The organism is Paraburkholderia sp. Cpub6 (genome assembly GCF_014201065.1).
Classification (GTDB): domain Bacteria; phylum Pseudomonadota; class Gammaproteobacteria; order Burkholderiales; family Burkholderiaceae; genus Paraburkholderia; species Paraburkholderia tuberum.
The window spans coordinates 779,750-797,870 of record NZ_JACHDM010000001.1; the positions used below are offsets into that span (position 1 = coordinate 779,750).

The 18,121-nt window shown below is 63.7% G+C and carries 15 protein-coding genes, 5 tRNA genes and 1 pseudogene; 17 read left to right on the plus strand and 4 right to left on the minus strand.

Features of this window, described 5'->3' with window-relative positions:
- The first annotated feature begins 124 nt into the window (after window positions 1–124).
- The 6 genes from HDG33_RS03400 (at window position 125) to HDG33_RS03425 (ending at window position 7,206) form a co-directional block, all read left to right on the plus strand.
- Complete coding sequence (locus HDG33_RS03400; protein ID WP_184022598.1) at window positions 125–472, plus strand: hypothetical protein; 348 nt, start codon at window positions 125–127, stop codon at window positions 470–472.
- Window positions 473–665: 193 nt separating this feature from the next.
- The gene (locus HDG33_RS03405) at window positions 666–2,582 is read left to right on the plus strand and encodes an extracellular solute-binding protein (RefSeq protein ID WP_184022599.1); all 1,917 of its coding nucleotides are present in this window, start codon (window positions 666–668) and stop codon (window positions 2,580–2,582) included.
- Between the two features lie 49 nt (window positions 2,583–2,631).
- A complete protein-coding gene (locus HDG33_RS03410) occupies window positions 2,632–3,669 on the plus strand; it encodes a microcin C ABC transporter permease YejB (protein WP_184022600.1) in 1,038 nt (345 codons plus the stop codon).
- Window positions 3,669–4,775: an ABC transporter permease gene (locus tag HDG33_RS03415; protein ID WP_184022601.1), complete on the plus strand. Its 1,107-nt coding sequence runs from the start codon at window positions 3,669–3,671 to the stop codon at window positions 4,773–4,775. Before HDG33_RS03410 ends, HDG33_RS03415 begins: the two co-directional genes overlap by 1 nt.
- Window positions 4,772–6,403 carry an ABC transporter ATP-binding protein gene (locus HDG33_RS03420; protein ID WP_184022602.1) on the plus strand — a complete coding sequence of 544 codons (1,632 nt, stop codon included), beginning with the start codon at window positions 4,772–4,774 and terminating at the stop codon, window positions 6,401–6,403. Before HDG33_RS03415 ends, HDG33_RS03420 begins: the two co-directional genes overlap by 4 nt.
- Before the next feature lie 137 nt (window positions 6,404–6,540).
- Window positions 6,541–7,206 carry a C40 family peptidase gene (locus HDG33_RS03425; protein WP_184022603.1) on the plus strand — a complete coding sequence of 222 codons (666 nt, stop codon included), beginning with the start codon at window positions 6,541–6,543 and terminating at the stop codon, window positions 7,204–7,206.
- Between the two features lie 113 nt (window positions 7,207–7,319).
- Here the strand turns inward: HDG33_RS03425 and HDG33_RS03430 are convergent, their stop codons facing one another.
- Window positions 7,320–8,267, minus strand: coding sequence for a patatin-like phospholipase family protein (locus HDG33_RS03430; protein WP_184022604.1), 948 nt, complete (start codon window positions 8,265–8,267; stop codon window positions 7,320–7,322).
- Window positions 8,268–8,755: 488 nt separating this feature from the next.
- On the opposite strand from HDG33_RS03430, the gene gltX reads away from it, so the two are divergent.
- The 8 genes and pseudogenes from gltX (at window position 8,756) to HDG33_RS03465 (ending at window position 12,237) form a co-directional block, all read left to right on the plus strand.
- Window positions 8,756–10,165 carry a glutamate--tRNA ligase gene (gene gltX / locus HDG33_RS03435; protein ID WP_184022605.1) on the plus strand — a complete coding sequence of 470 codons (1,410 nt, stop codon included), beginning with the start codon at window positions 8,756–8,758 and terminating at the stop codon, window positions 10,163–10,165.
- A 120-nt stretch (window positions 10,166–10,285) separates the two neighbouring features.
- Window positions 10,286–10,361, plus strand: a tRNA-Ala gene (locus HDG33_RS03440).
- A gap of 187 nt (window positions 10,362–10,548) precedes the next feature.
- Window positions 10,549–10,624, plus strand: a tRNA-Glu gene (locus HDG33_RS03445).
- Between the two features lie 87 nt (window positions 10,625–10,711).
- Window positions 10,712–10,788, plus strand: a tRNA-Asp gene (locus tag HDG33_RS03450).
- A gap of 61 nt (window positions 10,789–10,849) precedes the next feature.
- Window positions 10,850–10,925: transfer RNA gene (locus HDG33_RS03455), tRNA-Glu, on the plus strand.
- An 80-nt stretch (window positions 10,926–11,005) separates the two neighbouring features.
- Window positions 11,006–11,082 (plus strand) — tRNA-Asp (locus HDG33_RS03460).
- 447 nt (window positions 11,083–11,529) lie between these two features.
- A pseudogene (locus HDG33_RS36890) lies at window positions 11,530–11,649 on the plus strand (group II intron reverse transcriptase/maturase); the annotation flags it as partial.
- A gap of 123 nt (window positions 11,650–11,772) precedes the next feature.
- The gene (locus HDG33_RS03465; RefSeq protein ID WP_018417609.1) at window positions 11,773–12,237 is read left to right on the plus strand and encodes a GNAT family N-acetyltransferase; all 465 of its coding nucleotides are present in this window, start codon (window positions 11,773–11,775) and stop codon (window positions 12,235–12,237) included.
- 48 nt (window positions 12,238–12,285) lie between these two features.
- Here HDG33_RS03465 and HDG33_RS03470 read toward each other — a convergent pair whose 3' ends face one another.
- A complete protein-coding gene (locus tag HDG33_RS03470; RefSeq protein ID WP_184022606.1) occupies window positions 12,286–13,185 on the minus strand; it encodes a helix-turn-helix domain-containing protein in 900 nt (299 codons plus the stop codon).
- Between the two features lie 182 nt (window positions 13,186–13,367).
- Between HDG33_RS03470 and HDG33_RS03475 the strand changes: the two genes are divergently transcribed.
- Window positions 13,368–13,769 (plus strand): gamma-glutamylcyclotransferase, encoded by a 402-nt coding sequence (locus HDG33_RS03475; protein WP_184022607.1) that lies wholly within the window; start codon window positions 13,368–13,370, stop codon window positions 13,767–13,769.
- 126 nt (window positions 13,770–13,895) lie between these two features.
- Here the strand turns inward: HDG33_RS03475 and aceB are convergent, their stop codons facing one another.
- On the minus strand, window positions 13,896–15,488 hold the full coding sequence (gene aceB / locus HDG33_RS03480; RefSeq protein ID WP_184022608.1) for a malate synthase A: 1,593 nt from the start codon (window positions 15,486–15,488) through the stop codon (window positions 13,896–13,898).
- Between the two features lie 80 nt (window positions 15,489–15,568).
- Window positions 15,569–16,375, minus strand: coding sequence for a haloacid dehalogenase type II (locus tag HDG33_RS03485; RefSeq protein ID WP_184022609.1), 807 nt, complete (start codon window positions 16,373–16,375; stop codon window positions 15,569–15,571).
- A 151-nt stretch (window positions 16,376–16,526) separates the two neighbouring features.
- On the opposite strand from HDG33_RS03485, the gene HDG33_RS03490 reads away from it, so the two are divergent.
- On the plus strand, window positions 16,527–17,429 hold the full coding sequence (locus HDG33_RS03490) for a LysR family transcriptional regulator (RefSeq protein WP_184022610.1): 903 nt from the start codon (window positions 16,527–16,529) through the stop codon (window positions 17,427–17,429).
- A 127-nt stretch (window positions 17,430–17,556) separates the two neighbouring features.
- Window positions 17,557–17,991 (plus strand): universal stress protein, encoded by a 435-nt coding sequence (locus HDG33_RS03495; protein WP_090800630.1) that lies wholly within the window; start codon window positions 17,557–17,559, stop codon window positions 17,989–17,991.
- Window positions 17,992–18,121: the final 130 nt, after the last annotated feature.

Genomic DNA, 18,121 nt, shown 5'->3' on the forward strand with positions numbered 1-18,121 from the left:
ACCAGACATTACGCCGCCGCCGGCGAGGCGATTTTCAGCATCAGTTATTACAAAGTTGAAATACGCGTGTTGCTGCCTTGCGTTATATTTCCGCCAACAAAACATGTTCCTACAAAGGTGATCAATGAAGTCCGCTCGTCTTGTTCCGCTTATGTTCGGCGTGTTGACGTTGGCTGCATCCGGTGCCGCGATGGCCGCGGGGCTCAACATCGGGGTCAATATCGGCATTCCCGCGCCGGTCTACGTCGCACCGGCGCCGGTCTACGCACCGCCGCCGCCTCCGCCGCCGCCCGTCGTCTATCAGCCGGCTCCCGTGTACTACGGCGGTCCGCAAATCGTGATCGGCTGGCATGGCGACCGTTACTGGGACGGCAATCGCTACTGGGCGCGCAACGACTGGTATCGCCACCATCCGCCGGGCCGCGGCGACTATGCGCGCGGTCACTACGACCAACATCGCGGCTGGCACTGAGTCGCCACTGCGTCAGCGCTGAAGCGCGCCAACCGGCCGCAGCGATGACAGAACCGCCCTTGGAGGGCGGTTTTGTTTTTTTGTGCTGAAACATCCGTCGCTGACGCATTTCGTCGCAGTCGGCCGCCAGATCGCGCAAGCTAATTGGGTAGAATCCCCCACATCGCCACTGCCCATTTACCAGCACGACTCCATGACAACTGGCTCGCGACGGGTTCAAACGCCTGAGGGACTTCGACACAGCGTGATCCACGGACCCTTGCGCGCCGCGCTCGCCGTCGCGTTGCTGTGCGCGAGTCTGCTCGTCGCGCCGCACGCGCATGCCGCGCATGCGATCGCGCAATACGGCGAGCCTAAATATCCGGCCGGCTTCAAGCACTTCGACTACGTCAATCCCGATGCGCCGAAAGGCGGCACGCTCGTGCTCGCGAACCCGAGCCGTCTAACGAGCTTCGACAAGTTCAATCCGTTCACTCTGCGTGGCAATGCGGCGCCCGGCCTCGAATTGATGTTCGAGAGCCTGACGATCGGCAGCAGCGACGAAGTCGCGTCCGCCTACGGGCTGCTCGCCGACGACATCGTCGTCGCGCCCGACGGCCTGTCGGTCACGTTTCACATCAATCCGCGCGCGCGCTTTTCGAACGGCGACCCTGTGACCGCCGACGACGTCAAGTTCTCTCTCGACACGCTGAAGAGCCCGCAGGCCGCGCCGCAGTTCGCATCGCTTTTCAGCGAGATCAAGCGTGCGGTCGTCGTCGATCCGGCCACGGTGCGCTTCGAGTTTCGCGAGCGCAATCGCGAGTTGCCGCTGCTCGCGGGCAGCATGCCGGTGTTCTCGCGCAAGTGGGGGATGAAGCCCGACGGCAGCCGTGTTCCGTTCGACCAGCTCGCATTCGAAAAGCCAGTCGGCAGCGGGCCGTATCTGATCGACAGCTACGACAACGGCCGCACGATCACGTTCAAACGCGACCCGCACTATTGGGGCGCCGATCTGCCGGTGCGCGTCGGCATGAACAACTTCGATCGCATCGTCTACAAGCTGTATGCCGATAGCACCGCGCGGCTCGAGGCGTTCAAGGCTGGCGAGTACGACGCGCTGGTCGAATATATCGCGCGCAACTGGGTGCGGCGCGACGTCGGCAAGAAGTTTGACAGTGGCGAGTTGATCAAGCGCGAGTTTGCGCAGCACAACGGCACCGGCATGCAGGGCTTTTTCCTGAACACGCGCCGGCCGCTGTTCCAGGATGTGCGGGTGCGCAAGGCGCTCGATCTCGCGCTCGACTTTCAGTGGCTGAACCGCCAGCTGTTTTTCAACCAGTACACGCGCATCGACAGCTATTTCGCCAACACCGAATGGCAGGCGAAGGGGCTGCCTTCGCCTGGCGAGCTCGCGCTGCTGGAGCCGTTTCGCGCCCAACTCGACCCGGCGGTATTCGGGCCGCCGCCGAAGCAGCCCGATACCGATCCGCCCGGCTCGCTGCGCGCGAATCTGCTGCAGGCGCGCGATCTGCTGCAGCAGGCCGGCTGGACCTATCGTGACGGCGCGCTGCGCAACGCGAAGGGCGAGCCGTTCCAGTTCGAGATACTCGACGACTCGGGTTCGGCCTCGTCGATGGAGCCGATCATCGCGACCTTCACGCGCAATCTGCAAAAGCTCGGCATTACCGCGAACTTCCGCACCACCGACTTCGCGGTCTATCAGAAGCGGCTCGACGCATTCGACTTCGACGTGACGACGATTCGCATGCCCGACGTGCAGGTGCCGGGCTCCGAGCAGATCACCCGCTTCGGCAGCAAGGCCGCCGATACCCCCGGCTCGGACAACGCGATCGGCCTGAAGTCGCCGGCCGTCGACGCGGTGTTGAACGCGCTCGTGCATGCGCAAACGCGCGAGCAGCTGACCGATGCCGCGCACGCGCTCGACCGTCTGCTGACGCATGGCTACTATGTGGTGCCGCACTGGTACAGCGGCACGCATCGCGTCGCGTTCAAGCGCGGGCTCGCGTGGCCGAAGACTTTGCCGCTGTACTATGGCGCGGAGGGCTGGATCACGACGATGTGGTGGTACGAGGATCCGCGGGCGCGCACGCCCACGGGCAGCGCCGACTGATCCGCAGATCCATCGCCCCCACCAACGCGTTCGCACTGGAACACCGCCTATGTGGAGCTACATCCTCAAACGCCTGCTGCTGATGATCCCGACGCTGCTCGGCGTGCTGACGCTGACCTTCGTCGTGATCCAGTTCGTGCCGGGCGGCCCCGTCGAGCAGATGCAGCACGAACTGCGCAAGGGCGCGGAGGGCGCCTCGCCGTTCGGGCTGCGCTCGCATAGCGGCGTCGATGCGCAACAGATCGCGCAACTGAGGCAGCTGTACGGCTTCGACAAACCGCCGCTCGAACGCTACGTGCTGATGCTCAAGCGCTTCGCGACCTTCGATCTCGGCCAGAGCTATTTCCGTCATCAGAGCGTGTGGTCGCTGATCGTGTCGAAGCTGCCGGTGTCGATCAGCATCGGCCTGTGGACGTTCTTTCTCACCTATCTGATATCGGTGCCGCTCGGCATCGCGAAGGCGGTGCGCAACGGCTCGCACTTCGATATCGCGACGAGCCTCGTCGTGCTGGTCGGCTACGCGATTCCGGGCTTCGTGCTCGGCGTGCTGCTGCTCGTGCTGTTCGGCGGTGGCACGTTCCTGCAGCTGTTTCCGCTGCGCAACCTCACTTCCGACAACTGGGACCAGTTGAGCCTCGTCGGCAAGATCCTCGACTATCTATGGCATATCACGCTGCCGATCACGGCGTCGGTGGTGGGCAGTTTCGCGGTCGTCACGATGCTGACGAAAAACGCGTTCCTCGACGAAATCCGCAAGCAGTACGTGCTGACCGCACGTGCCAAAGGTTTGTCCGAGCGGCGCGTGTTGTGGAAGCACGTGTTTCGCAATGCGCTGCTGCCGCTGATCGTCAATTTCCCGGGCGCGTTCATCGGCGCGTTCTTCACCGGCAGCCTGCTGATCGAAACGCTGTTCTCGCTCGACGGGCTCGGGTTGCTGTCGTATGAATCGGTAATGCGGCGGGACTATCCGGTCGTGCTCGGCACGTTGTATCTGTTCACGCTGATCGGCCTTGTCACGCGGCTGATCTCCGACCTTTGCTATGTGTGGGTCGATCCCCGCATCCAATTCGAACAACTGGAGCGCTGATGAATCGAGCCCGCCTTTCCGCCGACGCGGCGGCGCGCACCGAACCCGCGCGGGCACTGATGTCGCCGTCGCCGGCGCGTCGCGTGTGGCAGCGTTTTCGCCAGCAGCGTCTCGGCTACTGGAGCCTGATCATCTTCGTCGTCGCGTTCGCGGCGAGCCTCGTGGGGCCGCTGTGGTCGAACGACAAGCCGGTCGTCGTGCGCTACGACGGCCATCTGTATTTCCCGCTCGTCGAGACCTACGCCGAGACCACCTTCGGTGGCGACTTCCCCACGCCGACCGATTATCTCGATCCGTACATCCGTCACCGCTTCGATGCGCCGGGCAACTTCGCGCTGTATCCGCCCAATCACTACTACTACGACACGCTCAATTACTTTTCGAAGGCGCCCAACCCGGCGCCACCGTCGCGCGAGAACTGGCTCGGCACCGACGACCGCGGCCGCGATCTGTTCGCGCGTCTGCTGTACGGCTTCGGCGTGTCGGTCGTGTTCGGCCTCGTGCTGACCGTGATCAGCACGATCGTCGGCATCGCAGCGGGGGCGGTGCAAGGTTACTTCGGAGGGCGAACGGACATCGTTGGGCAGCGTCTGATCGAGATCTGGAACGCGATGCCGCAGCTCTATCTGCTGATCATCTTTTCATCGATCTTCGAGCGCAGCTTCGCTCTTTTGATCGTGCTGCTGTCGCTGTTCAACTGGATCGGCCTGTCCGACTACGTGCGCGCCGAGTTCCTGCGCAATCGCCAGCAGGACTACGTGCGCGCCGCGCGCGCGATGGGCCTGTCGCATTGGCAGATCATGTGGCGTCACGTGTTGCCGAACAGTCTGACGCCGGTCATCACGTTCCTGCCGTTCAGCATGAGCAGCGCGATTCTCGCGCTGACGAGTCTCGACTTCCTCGGCCTCGGCGTGCCGCCGCCGACGCCGAGCCTGGGCGAACTGCTCGCTCAGGGCAAGGCGAATCTCGACGCGTGGTGGATCTCGGTGTCGACCTTCGGCGTGCTGGTGGCGATGCTGCTGCTATTGACCTTCATGGGCGATGCGCTGCGCAACGCGCTCGACACGCGTATCTCCGATGCGATACATGCCGGAGGTGGTCAATGAGTGCGCTGCCGCAAATCGATCCGCAATCGACGGACACGCCGCTGCTCGAACTCGACCATCTGCGTGTCGCGTTCGGCGACACGGTGGCCGTCGACGACGTCACGCTCGCGATCGCGCGCGGTGAACGCGTCGCACTCGTCGGCGAGTCGGGCTCGGGCAAGAGCGTGACCGCGCTGTCGGTGCTGCGCCTGCTGAACGACGCACAGGTGAGCGGGGCGATCCGCTTCGATGGCAAAGATCTGCTCGCGAAGAGCGAGCGTGCGATGCGTGGCCTGCGCGGCTCGGACATCGCGATGATCTTCCAGGAACCGATGACCGCGCTCAATCCGCTGTATACGATCGGCGACCAGATTGCGGAAACGATCGTCGTGCATGACGGCGTCAGCGCGGCCGAGGCGTGCAGGCGGGCGGTCGCGCTGCTCGCGCGCACCGGCATCACCGAGCCGGAGAAGCGCATCAACAGCTACCCGCATCAGCTGTCGGGCGGGCAGCGGCAGCGCGCGATGATCGCGATGGCGCTCGCCTGCCGGCCGCGCCTGTTGCTCGCCGACGAGCCGACCACCGCGCTCGACGTGACGATTCGCGCGCAAATCGTCGAGCTTCTGCTGGAACTGCAGCGCGACGAAGCACAAAAGCGCGGCATGGCCGTGCTGCTGATCACGCACGACCTGAACCTCGTGCGTCACTTCGCGCAGCGCGTCGCGGTGATGGAGCGAGGCGTGCTGGTCGAAACCGGCACGGTCGAGCAGGTGTTCGAGGCGCCGCGCCATCCGTATACCCAGCGGCTGCTCGCGAGCCGGCCGCAGCGCGAGGTCGTGCCGGTGCTGCCGATCTCGCCGGTGCTGCTCGAAGCGCGCGATGTGGCGGTCGACTTCAGAACGAAACGGACCGGCCTGCGTGGCTGGTTCGGCGCGGGGCGGTTTCGCGCGGTCGACGCGGCGAACGTGTCGGTGCGCCAGGGCGAGACGCTCGGGATCGTCGGTGAATCGGGATCGGGCAAGTCGACGCTCGCGATGGCACTGCTCGGTCTGCAGCGCACCGCGCATGGCGAGATCCAGTTTCAGGGCAGGGCGCTCGCGAGCTATCGCGGCGCCGAAAAGACCGCGCTGCGCTCGAATATGCAGGTCGTCTTTCAGGACCCTTTTAGTTCGCTTTCGCCGCGGCAGACGATCGAGCGGATCGTCGGTGAGGGGCTCGCGCTGCATCGGCCGCAGATGACTCCGCAGGCGCGGCGCGACAAGGTCGTCGCGGTGCTGCGCGAAGTCGGCATCGACCGGACCGCGCTGTATCGCTATCCGCATGAATTTTCGGGCGGGCAGCGGCAGCGCATCGCGATCGCGCGCGCGCTGGTACTGGAGCCGCGCGTGCTGATCCTCGACGAACCGACCAGCGCGCTCGACGTATCGATCCAGCAGCAGGTGCTCAAGCTGCTCACCGGTTTGCAGCACAAATACAACCTCGGCTTCGTGTTCATCAGCCACGACCTGGAAGTGATCGGGGCGATGGCGCACCGAGTCGTGGTGATGCAAAACGGATCGATCGTCGAGACCGGCGAAGTCGAGAAAATTTTTGCTGCACCCGCGCATCCTTACACGCGAAAGCTGCTGAAAGCGGCGCTTGATCGTTGATTTTTCACCCTTTCCCCAATTGGGTGCGTCTGTCGATTGATTTTTCCTATTCCTTTTGACAGGCAAATACTTACTGGCTAGTATCGAGCAAACTTTTTTTCTAGACCCCTGATTTTTTTGGCAAAAACTACCGACCAATGCAGCACAGAAACTTCACCCAGGCTTGCACGCGCGTCGTCGCCGGGATGTTCATTGGCGTCTTGATGGCAGCAGCTCCCGGCGCGTTCGCCGACGAAGTAAGCAGTTTTAATCAGAATGCCTCGTATCCGACCACCAACGGCTCGGATCCTCTCTCCCTTCTCACTCCCCAAACCAGGGCCGCCGGCAGCGAAAGCGGCAGCGCCAAATCGTTCCTTTCGGGCATGGCCGGCAAAGCGGGCGACGTGGTGGTCGGCGCGTTGAACATGATCGGCGTTCGCTACCGTTGGGGCGGCAATACGCCTGATTCGGGGCTCGATTGCAGCGGTTTCGTGCGCTACGTGTTCCAGGACACGCTCGGTCTCGCGCTGCCGCGCCGTGCCGAGGAAATGAGCCGCCTGGGCGAGAAGGTGCGGGTAAGCGACCTGAAGCCGGGCGATCTGGTGTTCTTCAATACGATGCGCCGCACGTTCTCGCACGTCGGCATCTATATCGGCGACAACAAGTTCGTGCACTCGCCGTCCACCGGCAGCACGATCCGCGTCGACGACATGGATGACGGCTACTGGGAAAAGCGCTTTACGGGTGCGCGTCGGATCGAGACCTCGTATCAGGCCGACGATCTGCGCAAGCGCGTGACCGCGACGATCGGCGGGAATAACTGATTCGGCGCCAGGCCTGGCGATAAAAAAGCCTGCTTCGTTCGAAGCAGGCTTTTTGCGTTTGATGCGCGCATTTTTGCCATGGCGACGCACAGCGACTGTGCGTTGCCGGGCTTTCAGGCTCCCATGCGCCGCGCGGCGAGCTTGCGCTGCAACTCCGGCATCATCTTCGCGGCCGCTTCCTCGCCGGCGAGGATCGCGGCGTTGCGCTGTGAGAAATCGCTGCCGCTCATCGCCGCGAGATTCGGTCGGATCACCACGTCGGCGTACTTGTCGAGCTCGTAGGCCTTGATCGTCTGGCCCATGATCGTGAAGGTCTGCATCAACACGTCGAACGAGCTTGCCGTGACGCCGGTTTCCGGTCGCTGGGAGATGTCGACGGCGATCACGAAATCCGCGCCCATCTTGCGCGCGAACGACGCCGGTACCGGACTCACGAGACCCCCATCCACGTACTCGTGACCGCCGATCTTCACCGGCTCGAAAATCGACGGCACGCTGCATGACGCGCGCACCGCGATGCCGGTGTTGCCACGCTGGAACAGGATCGGCTGGCCGGTTTGCAGATCGGTCGCGACCACGCCGAGCGGCCTCGCCATCTTCTCGATCGGGCGGTTGTTCAGCGTCGTGTTCAGGTAGTTCTGCAGCGCGACGCCCTGCAGGAAGCCGCGCGTACGAAACGGCATCGCCCAGTCGCTGATCGACGCTTCGTCCATCGACAGCGCGAGTTTGTTCAGCGCGAAGCCGTTCATGCCCGACGCGTACAGCGCGCCGACGACGGAGCCGGCGCTCGTGCCGGCAATCAGGTCGATCTGGATATTGCGCGCCTCGAGAGCCTTGATGACGCCGATGTGCGCAAAGCCGCGCGCGGCGCCGCCGCCGAGAGCGAGCGCGACGCGAACCGGCTTCTGTTGCGCTTTTTCAGGCGGCGGGGGAACGGCGGGCGTCGCGGTGATCGGCGCGCCATCGAGTTTGCCGGCGGTCGTGGTGCAGGCGGCAAGCACCGCGGATGCGGCCGCCAGCGAAAAGCTGCGGCGACTCAAGTTCGGGGATGAGGGTTTCAACGAGTTCTCCAGCAACGGCGCGCGCGACGCGAGCGGCGTCGCGCGTACCGCGATCAGGCTGAGGTCAGACCGGGCGGATCGCCGACGGCGATTGCGCGCGCTTGCAGCGGTGCTCGCTCCGTATCGGATCGATGTGCGGTAAGCCCGCATCGCAGCGCGCGCACATCTTAATGCAAACGATCGGCTCGCGCGGTCCGCTGTAATGAAACGTTGCAGAGGAAGTATTCGGAACTGACGCGGCGCTTTTTCAAGATGAGTTGGGCGAGCGCTGCGAAGGTGCGTACGCAGATGTCCGGACGCCGTTCGCCCATGCGCCTTAGGCCGTTCGGACGAGGGCGGCAACCCGCGTGCGGAAGGTATAATTCGGCTCTTGCACTTATTCCCTCGTGGCCGTGCGCGACGTCGCGCGCAGCATGGGCACGCTTCGCTGCCGCGCTTCGCAGTCATGTTCGCCTGAGCGCCGGCGCCTGTTTTCCGAGTAACCGCTAATGACCACCTCCGTTCGTACCCGTTTCGCACCGAGTCCCACCGGCTTCATCCACCTGGGCAACATCCGCTCCGCGCTGTATCCGTGGGCGTTCGCGCGCAAGATGAAAGGGACCTTCGTGCTGCGGGTCGAGGACACCGACCTCGAGCGCTCCACGACCGAATCCGTCGACGCGATTCTCGAAGGCATGGCGTGGCTCGGCCTCGATTTCGACGAAGGCCCGTTCTACCAGATGCAGCGCATGGACCGGTACCGCGAAGTGCTGAAGCAGATGCAGGAGGCGGGGCTCGTCTATCCGTGCTACATGTCGACCGAAGAGCTCGACGCGCTGCGCGAGCGCCAGCGCGAAGCAGGCGAAAAGCCGCGCTACGACGGCACGTGGCGCCCGGAGCCGGGCAAGGTGCTGCCGGAGCCGCCCGTGGGCGTGAAGCCGGTGCTAAGGTTTCGCAATCCGCTGACCGGCGTGGTCGCGTGGGACGACGCGGTGAAAGGCCGCATCGAAATCTCGAACGAAGAACTCGACGACCTCGTGATCGCGCGTCCGGACGGCACGCCGACGTATAACTTCTGCGTCGTCGTCGACGATCTCGACATGCGCATCACTCACGTGATTCGTGGCGACGACCACGTCAACAATACGCCGCGCCAGATCAACATACTGGGCGCGCTCGGTGGCGAGCCGCCGGTGTATGCACACCTGCCGACCGTGCTGAACGAGCAGGGCGAGAAGATGAGCAAGCGCCACGGCGCAATGAGCGTGATGGGTTATCGCGATGCGGGGTATCTGCCGGAAGCGGTCGTCAACTATCTGGCGCGCCTCGGCTGGTCGCATGGTGACGCGGAGATTTTCACGCGCGAGCAGTTCGTCGAGTGGTTCGATCTCGAGCACCTCGGCAAGTCGCCGGCGCAGTACGACCATGACAAGCTGAACTGGCTCAACGCCCACTACATCAAGGAAGCCGACAACGCACGCCTCGCCGAACTGGCGAAACCGTTCTTCGCGGAGCTCGGCATCGACGAAGCCACACTCGCCCAAGGTCCGGATCTGACGGGCGTGGTGGGCCTGATGAAGGATCGGGCGTCGACCGTGAAGGAGATCGCGCAGAACGCCGCGATGTTCTATCGCACCCCGGCACCCGACGCTGGGTCGCTTGCACAGCACGTCACCGACGCGGTTCGTCCGGCGCTCGCTGATCTGGCCGCTGCATTGAATACGCTCGAATGGACCAAGGAGGCGATCGCCGCCGCGCTGAAAGCGACGCTCGGCACGCACAAGCTGAAGATGCCGCAGCTCGCGATGCCGGTGCGTCTGCTGGTGGCGGGTACGACGCATACACCGTCGATCGATAGCGTGCTGATGCTGTTAGGTCGCGACGTCGTCGTTAGCCGCATCGAAAAAGCGCTTGGCTAATCCGTTGGCGGCGTGCGTCAGAGGTTTCGCCTGCCTCCGCAGAAAATTCGAATGTAATTGCTCAAAGGGTATTTACAAAGCGCAGATCGCCCTCTAAAATCTCGTTTCTCTGATGTGCGCGGGGGTATAGCTCAGCTGGGAGAGCGCTTGCATGGCATGCAAGAGGTCAGCGGTTCGATCCCGCTTACCTCCACCAACAGAGCAGAGAGGTGAAAGTGGTTAAGAAGTCTGATGGTTGTAGAAAAAAGACTTCACAAATCGCTGAAATGTAGTTAAAGTAGCGGTCTTCGCTGTTGACCAGAAAATAGCTTGGCGAATTAACTGAAAAGTTAGCGCGAGTTGATCAAGTCAAAAGCGAATTGAGACGGATCTGAAAAGATTTTGTCCCCTTCGTCTAGAGGCCTAGGACATCACCCTTTCACGGTGAGTACAGGGGTTCGAATCCCCTAGGGGACGCCAAACATCAGCGTCGCTTTAGTATTCGAGTAGTAGAGCAGCGCAGCTTGCAGAGAATTAACCGACGCTCGCAAGCAGGGTGTAAAGACTGGAGTGGTAGTTCAGTTGGTTAGAATACCGGCCTGTCACGCCGGGGGTCGCGGGTTCGAGTCCCGTCCACTCCGCCAGACAAAGCCCGTTCACACATACTTGAACGGGCTTTTTCATTAAAGGTGTAAGCAGTACGTTGTCCCCTTCGTCTAGAGGCCTAGGACATCACCCTTTCACGGTGAGTACAGGGGTTCGAATCCCCTAGGGGACGCCAGAACATCGGCGTCGTTCGGTTGGAAGTTTGAGCGGTGCAGCAGGCTGAGAGTATGGCTCGCAGGCTGCGATGCAAAATCTGGAGCGGTAGTTCAGTTGGTTAGAATACCGGCCTGTCACGCCGGGGGTCGCGGGTTCGAGCCCCGTCCGCTCCGCCAGATTTGAGAAAGCCCACTTCGCAAGAAGTGGGCTTTTTTTTATTGTGCGCCCAGCATGGGCGCACTCCTGCGAGTGCAAGTCCCGCCATAAGCTGGTCACAGCGAATGAAGTGAAGCGCAACTGCATGACGGCGGCCGAATGTGGGAAGCAAGCGTGGAGCGTAAGTCGCGAGCCGATAAACAAGAACCGCATAGAAGGCGTTGCCAAGCAGGGCGGGCGGGTAATAGACCGCGAAGCTCTCGTGACCAGGGCGAAGCGGCGTAAATGCGGCGGCTGTGCCATGAAGGAGTGCGCTCTTACCTGGGGAGATCTCGCCTCATGCCTGAAAGGGCGACGGCGTCGAGCCGGAGCGAGAAGTCAGCAGAGGCCGTAAGTAGTCACAGGACAGGTCGGTGAGACTGGAACTGGTGATGAGGGGCCAAACGGGAGGGAGAGTCCAGCGCCATGACGTGGTGGACAAGGAACTGGAACGGCGCGGCCACTGCTTCGTGCGCTATGCCGACGATGCGAACGTGTATGTCCGCAGCCGTCGTGCTGGTGAGCGGGTGATGGCGCCTGCGCATAGGACCGTAACCGCTCCGTTTCTACTGCCGTTGCCGGCCGCCTCCCGGAAGGCTCGGGACAAACAGCCATTGCCAGCGCGCGCGGCCTGTTTTACCGTTTATCCGACTCATCCTCGCGGTCCTGCCATGTTCGATCCCACCGAAGCTCCGTCACCGTTTCATCTGCGCACGGCCAGCATGGACGATTTCGAGTTTGCCGAGGCGCTGACCCGCAACAACATGGGCGGCTACTATCGCCGGCATCATCTGGTGTGGCGCAGCGATCTGTTTCTCGGCAGTTGGCGCGAATCGGAGAATTTCATTCTCGAAGTGGATGGCGTGCCGATGGGCGTGCTGCGTATCACCGAGGAGGGTGATTCGCTGCATATCCGCGACGTGCAGATCGCCGAAGGATATCGTCGGCTTGGCGCCGGTACGTTTCTGCTCGACATCTCGCATCAATGGGCGCGCGAGCGCGGGCTGCGCGAGTTGCAGTTGCGCGTGTTCGTCGACAATCCGGCGGCGCGGCTCTATCAGCGCAAGGGTTACAAGCTCGCCGGGCCGCGGCTCGCGCAGCTAGGCGCAATCCGTCATCTGGCGCGGCGAGTTTGAGGCGTGGCCCGCATTGGATGGCCGACGCGCAGCGCTAGTTGTCGCCATTTACCGCTCGGCGACGTCCGTCGAACCGGCTTGATCCTGTGCCGTTTCATCATCCGCTTGCGCGTCATCATGCTCGCCGTTGCTCGCGCGATGCTCGGCGCCTCGCTCGATAAACGCGCGTGGACTCGCGCCGAACGCACGCCGGAACATCGCGGAGAAGGCGCTCTGGCTCTGATAGCCCAGTTCCTGCGCGACGTGCGACAGCGGTCGTCCCTGGCTCAACAATGGAATGGCGCGCGCGAGAATCGCCTGCTGACGCCACTGCGAGAAACTCACACCCAGCTCCTGGCGGAACAGCCGCGCGATCGTGCGCGTGCTCGCGCCCACCGTCGATGCCCACTGCTCGAGCGACTCGCCATGCATCGGGTCGGCGATCACGGCGTCGCACAGCGCGCGCAGGCGCTTTTCGCTGGGCATCGGCACGGACAGCGGCAACGGCTCGGAGCGCGTCAGTTCATCGAGCGCGAGCGCGCCGAGCAGCTGCTCGCGCGCGGCGGACAGGCCAGGCGTATCGAGCGCGGCAATCACCTCGCGCAACAGGTTCGATACTTCGACGACGCGCGGCGTATCGAGCCCGGCCGGCACCGTACTCTCGGTGATGTACAGCGTGCGCAGGAACGCATCCTCGACGGCGACCACTTCGTGCGTCACATGCGGCGGCAACCAGATTGCGCGCGATGGCGGCACCATCCATGTCGTGCCCGTCGTTGCGACCCGCAGCACGCCGCGCGACGCATACGCGACCTGCGCCCAGGCATGCGTATGACGCGCGATATGCCAGCCCGCCGGCATTGGCCGCGAGCGCACGCGGATCGGATGCATCTCGTTCGGCGCGAACTCGGGCGGTATGTCGGCGAAACGCACGCGGCTCAACAAGTCGGAGTCGGAGGACGAGGTCATGGCAAGGTCGGTTCGGATCACGGAACTGGCAACGGCGAAGCGCGGTCGAGGCCATTCACCGCCGCGGGCATCAAGCATTGTAGGCCGTGCCCAGTTTCTGTTGCCGACGGGCCGCCGTTGCATAATGTCCCGATGGCCCCCGAGCCACCGACATCACCTCTGACCATGGAGACTCAACGACGATGCAGACCGTCTTTGTCTACGGCACGCTGCGTGCCGGTGAAACCAACGACATCAGCGAAGCCGCCGCGCGCAACGACATCCCCGCGCCGAGCCTGCTCGGCAGTACCACCGTGCGCGGCCATCTGTTCGATTTTGGCGCCTATCCGGGTCTCGTCGTCGACGAAGCGGGCATCGACGTGCGCGGCGACGTCTATGAAATCGACGATGCGCTCGTCGCGGTGCTCGACGAAATCGAAGCCGTGTATCCGGGCGTCGAGGATCGTTTTCTGACACGTGAGGTGATGGTCAAAGTGGACGGCAACGTCGTGAATTGCCGCTTCTATCCGGTCGCGCCGAGCGCGGTAAAAGGGCTGCCCGAGATCCGTTCAGGAGATTGGGTCGAACATCGGCGCACGCGCTGAGCTGGTCCACGAAGGCGAGCAAAAAAACGGCGCGCCACGTATGTCCGCGGCGTGCCGTCGTTCAAGCCGATGGGGTCCCCTGGCTCGAGCAGGCCCAAGGCGCTCGAGCCCGCATCATCAACACCATCAAATCTCTTCGTAAAGCGGCAGCGTCAGAAAATCGGTGAACTGCTCCGCGGTCGACATCTGCTCGAAGATCTGCGCGGCACGCTCATACGGCTTCGTATCTGCGCCCACCGTCTGTTTGACCTTGTCGAGCTCCTGCGCCGCGAGCTCGCGCACCAGTTCGACCGTCACCTTGCGACCGTCGTCGAGTTTGCCCTTCGGCGAGCGGATCCACTGCCAGACCTGCGAGCGCGAAATCTCGGCGGTGGCCGCATCTTCCATCAGGTTGTGAATCGGCACACAGCCATTGCCCGCGAGCCACGAACCGAGGTAGTGAATGCCGACGTTGATGTTGTTGCGCAAGCCCGTTTCGGTGATCGGCGCTTCCGGGCGGAAGTCGAGCAGGTCGGTCGCGGTCACGAGCACGTCGACGCGCTGCTTGCCGATCTGGTTCGGCCGATCGCCGAGCACCTTGACGAACTCTTCCATCGCGACCGGCACGAGGCCCGGGTGCGCGACCCAGCCGCCGTCGTAGCCGTCGCCCGCGTCGCGCGCCTTGTCTGAACGCACGCCGGCCATCGCCTTGTCGTTCGCGGCCGCATCGTTCCTGATCGGAATCAGCGCGCTCATGCCGCCGATCGCCGGCGCGTTGCGGCGATGGCAGGTCTTCAGCAGCAGCAACGCGTACGCGCGCATGAACGGCGAGGTCATCGTGATCTGCGAGCGATCGGCGAGGCAGAAGTCGCGGTCGCTCTTGAACTTCTTGATCGCCGAGAAGATGTAGTCCCAGCGGCCCGCGTTCAGGCCCGAGCTATGTTCACGCAGCTCGTACAGGATCTCGTCCATTTCGAACGCGGCGACGATCGTCTCGATCAGCACCGTCGCGCGAATCGTGCCGCGCGGCACGCCGACCGCTTCCTGCGCGGCGACGAAGATGTCGTTCCACAGCCGCGCTTCGAGATGGCTCTCCATCTTCGGCAGATAGAAGTACGGGCCCGAGCCGCGCGCGATCAACTCCTTCGCGTTGTGCACCATGTACAGCGCGAAATCGAAGATGCCACCCGACACGCGCTGGCCGTCGACCTTCACGTGCTTCTCGTCGAGATGCCAGCCGCGCGGACGTACGATCAGCGTCGCGGTCCTGTCGTTGAGCCGATACGCCTTGCCGTTCTGTTCGAGCGAGATCGTGCGGCGCACCGCGTCCTTCAGATTGATATGACCGGTGATCTGATTGTCCCAGCTCGGCGCGTTCGAATCCTCGAAGTCGGTCATGTAGGAGTCGGCGCCCGAATTGAGCGCGTTGATGATCATCTTGCGCTCGACGGGGCCGGTGATCTCGACGCGCCGGCACTGCAGATCCTGCGGCAGCGGCGCGATCTTCCAGTCGCCTTCGCGCACGTTCTTCGTGGCGGCGAGGAAGTCGGGCCGCTCGCCCGCGTCGAGCCGCTTCGCGCGCTCGACGCGCGCCTGCAGCAACTGCTGACGGCGCGGCTCGAACGTACGGTGCAAGGCCGCGACGAGTTCCAGCGCTTCGCCGGTGAGGATCGCTTCAAAGCCGGGCTTGATGTCGCCGGTGATTTCCATGCCTTGCGGCAACGACAGCGAATTAGCCATGTTTTCTCCTTGGTCGGTCAGATTGCAAAAATGCGAAGGTTGAAAAGGGGGAAGTGGATTGCCGAATGCGAGGGGCGCCGTCATACGCGCGGGCCGGCGCGCTTGCGACTGCCACTGCCAGGAACTTTCGTTCGACGGCCGCCGCTCGAGCGTGACGACGTCGCGAGTGTGCGCAGAAAGTCCAGCAGATCGTTCATGCCGCTACCGGTGCCATGCGGCGTCACGCCGAGCTCTTCGACGGGCAGGTTCTGCCGGTTCAGCCAGAACGTCGTGAAGCCGAACCATGTCGCGCCCGCGACGTCCCAGCCGTTCGACGACACGAACACGATCTCGCTCGCGGCCACGCCGAACGCGTCGGGGCCGAGCGCATACGCGGCAGGCGAGGGTTTGTACGCGCGCACGGCGTCGACCGACAGCACGTGATCGAAGAGGGCGTTCATGCCGGCGCTCTTGACCGCGATGTCGAGCATTTGCGGATTGCCGTTTGACAGAATCGCGAGCCCCACGCGTGGCGCGGCGGCGGCCTCGTGCAACGCACGCAGCACGGGCACCGCGTCGGGAAATGCGGACAGGCACGCGTATTCGTCCATCAGCCGCTTTTCGGCCGCGCGGCCGAGCGTGAGCTGCAGTCTTTTCGCGGCGAAGCGCAGAGCGTCGAGCGTGATGTCCCAGAACGGGCGGTAGTGTTCGCCGGGGGCGTCGCTGCGCGCGGCGAGCGTGCGCAATTGCGTGTATTCGATCTGCTTCTGGCGCCACAGCTGCGACAGCGCCTCGCCGTGGCTGGGAAACAGTTGCTCCGCGGCGGCGATCACCGAATGCACGTCGAACAACGTGCCATAGGCGTCGAAAATCACTGCTCGCGGGGAAGGTGTCGTTGTGGCCGACATTGCCATGCGCTCCTGTCAGAGGTCGGGATCGATTGTATTGCTGACCTTAGGTGCTAAAAAATAGGCTAAAGATCACTTGATCTTTTACTTTTTCGTACCTAATCTGACGCGCACTGCTCACTGTTCCGCCTCGCCGCGGCGCGTATCGTTCATGGACCGTTTCAAGCAGATCGAAACCTTCGCCGCTGTCGCGGCCAAAGGGAGCCTGTCCGCGGCGGCGCTCGCCGAGGGCGTCGCGCCCGCGATCATCGGCCGGCGCATCGACGCACTGGAGGAGCGCCTCGGCGTCAAGCTGCTCGTGCGCACGACGCGCAAGATCACGCTGACCTTCGAAGGCTCGGCCTTTCTCGAAGACTGCCAGCGCATTCTTCACGACATGCAGAACGCCGAGGCGAGCGTGTCGGCGGGCGGCGTGAAGGCGAGCGGCCATCTCCGGCTGTCGGCGCCGGCCGGCTTCGGGCGCCGGCACGTGGCGCCACTGGTGCCCGCGTTCACGGTCGCGCATCCGGACGTGTCGATCACGCTCGATCTGTCCGACCGTCTCGTCGACCTCGTCAACGAAGGTTTCGATTGCGCGGTGCGGCTCGGCGAGTTGCCCGATTCGTCGCTGGTGTCGCTGAAGCTCGCGGAGAACCGGCGCGTATGCGTCGCGTCGCCCGCGTATCTGAGCCGGCGCGGCGCGCCGCACAGCCTGGCCGATCTCGCGCGCCACAACTGTCTCGCGCTCGGCGCCAGCGCGAACCAGCAGCGCGGCTGGATGTTTCAGCACGGCGGCAAGGTCGTGTCGATCAAGGTGTCCGGCACGATGGAGTGCTCGGACGGCGCGGTGCTGCACGAATGGTGTCTCGCCGGACACGGGCTCGCGTGGCGCTCGTGGTGGGAGGTCGGCGCGGAGATCGCGACGGGCCGCCTCGTCAGCGTGCTCGACGAATTCGCCGCGCCGCCGATCGGCATCCACGCGGTGTTCCCGCAGCGCCGTCATCTGCCGCTGCGGGTGCGGCTGTTTCTGGACTTTCTCAAGCATACGTACGGCGAACCCGGTTACTGGGACTGATGCGCCAATCTCCAGACAGACGCGAATACCCGCATTCATACGCATTACAATCGTTTCGAGCAGCCTGCACCCTGGGCTTTGTTGGACGCTGACGCCGTGCTGCGGGCAACCGGCGACGGAGGGGATCATGTTCAGGCACATCCTGGTTCCGACCGATGGTTCAGATCTGTCACGCAAGGCGATAGCGGGCGCGATCGACCTCGCGCAGGCCGTGGGCGCCCGCGTTACCGCATACGCCTGTCTGCCGCAATATCCGTACTCGCCGTTCTCCGATGTCGTGGTCGAACCGCCCGGCGAGTTCCTGCAACGCAGCGAACGCGAGGCGCGCGTGCATCTGCGCGAAGTCGAGCATGCGGCGCACCGCGTCGGCGTCAGTGTCGAGAGCCGCACGAGCGTGCATCCGGCGCCGTATCTCGGCATCATCGAAGCGGCCGAGCAGGGGCGCTGCGACGTGATCTTCATGGCATCGCATGGGCGGCGCGGGCTCGGCAGCCTGCTGATCGGCAGTGAAACGCAGCGCGTGCTCACGCATACGAAAATTCCTGTGATCGTCTATCGCTGAATCGCTTGGCTCTGCCGGCAGCGTGCCGGCATGCACCGCCTTCGAAAAAAAGCGCGCCGGCGGCGCTGCCGGCGCGTTCAGGTTCGCCGCACGCTTGCCGCGTGCTGGCTTCTTTGAGACTCTCCGGCCG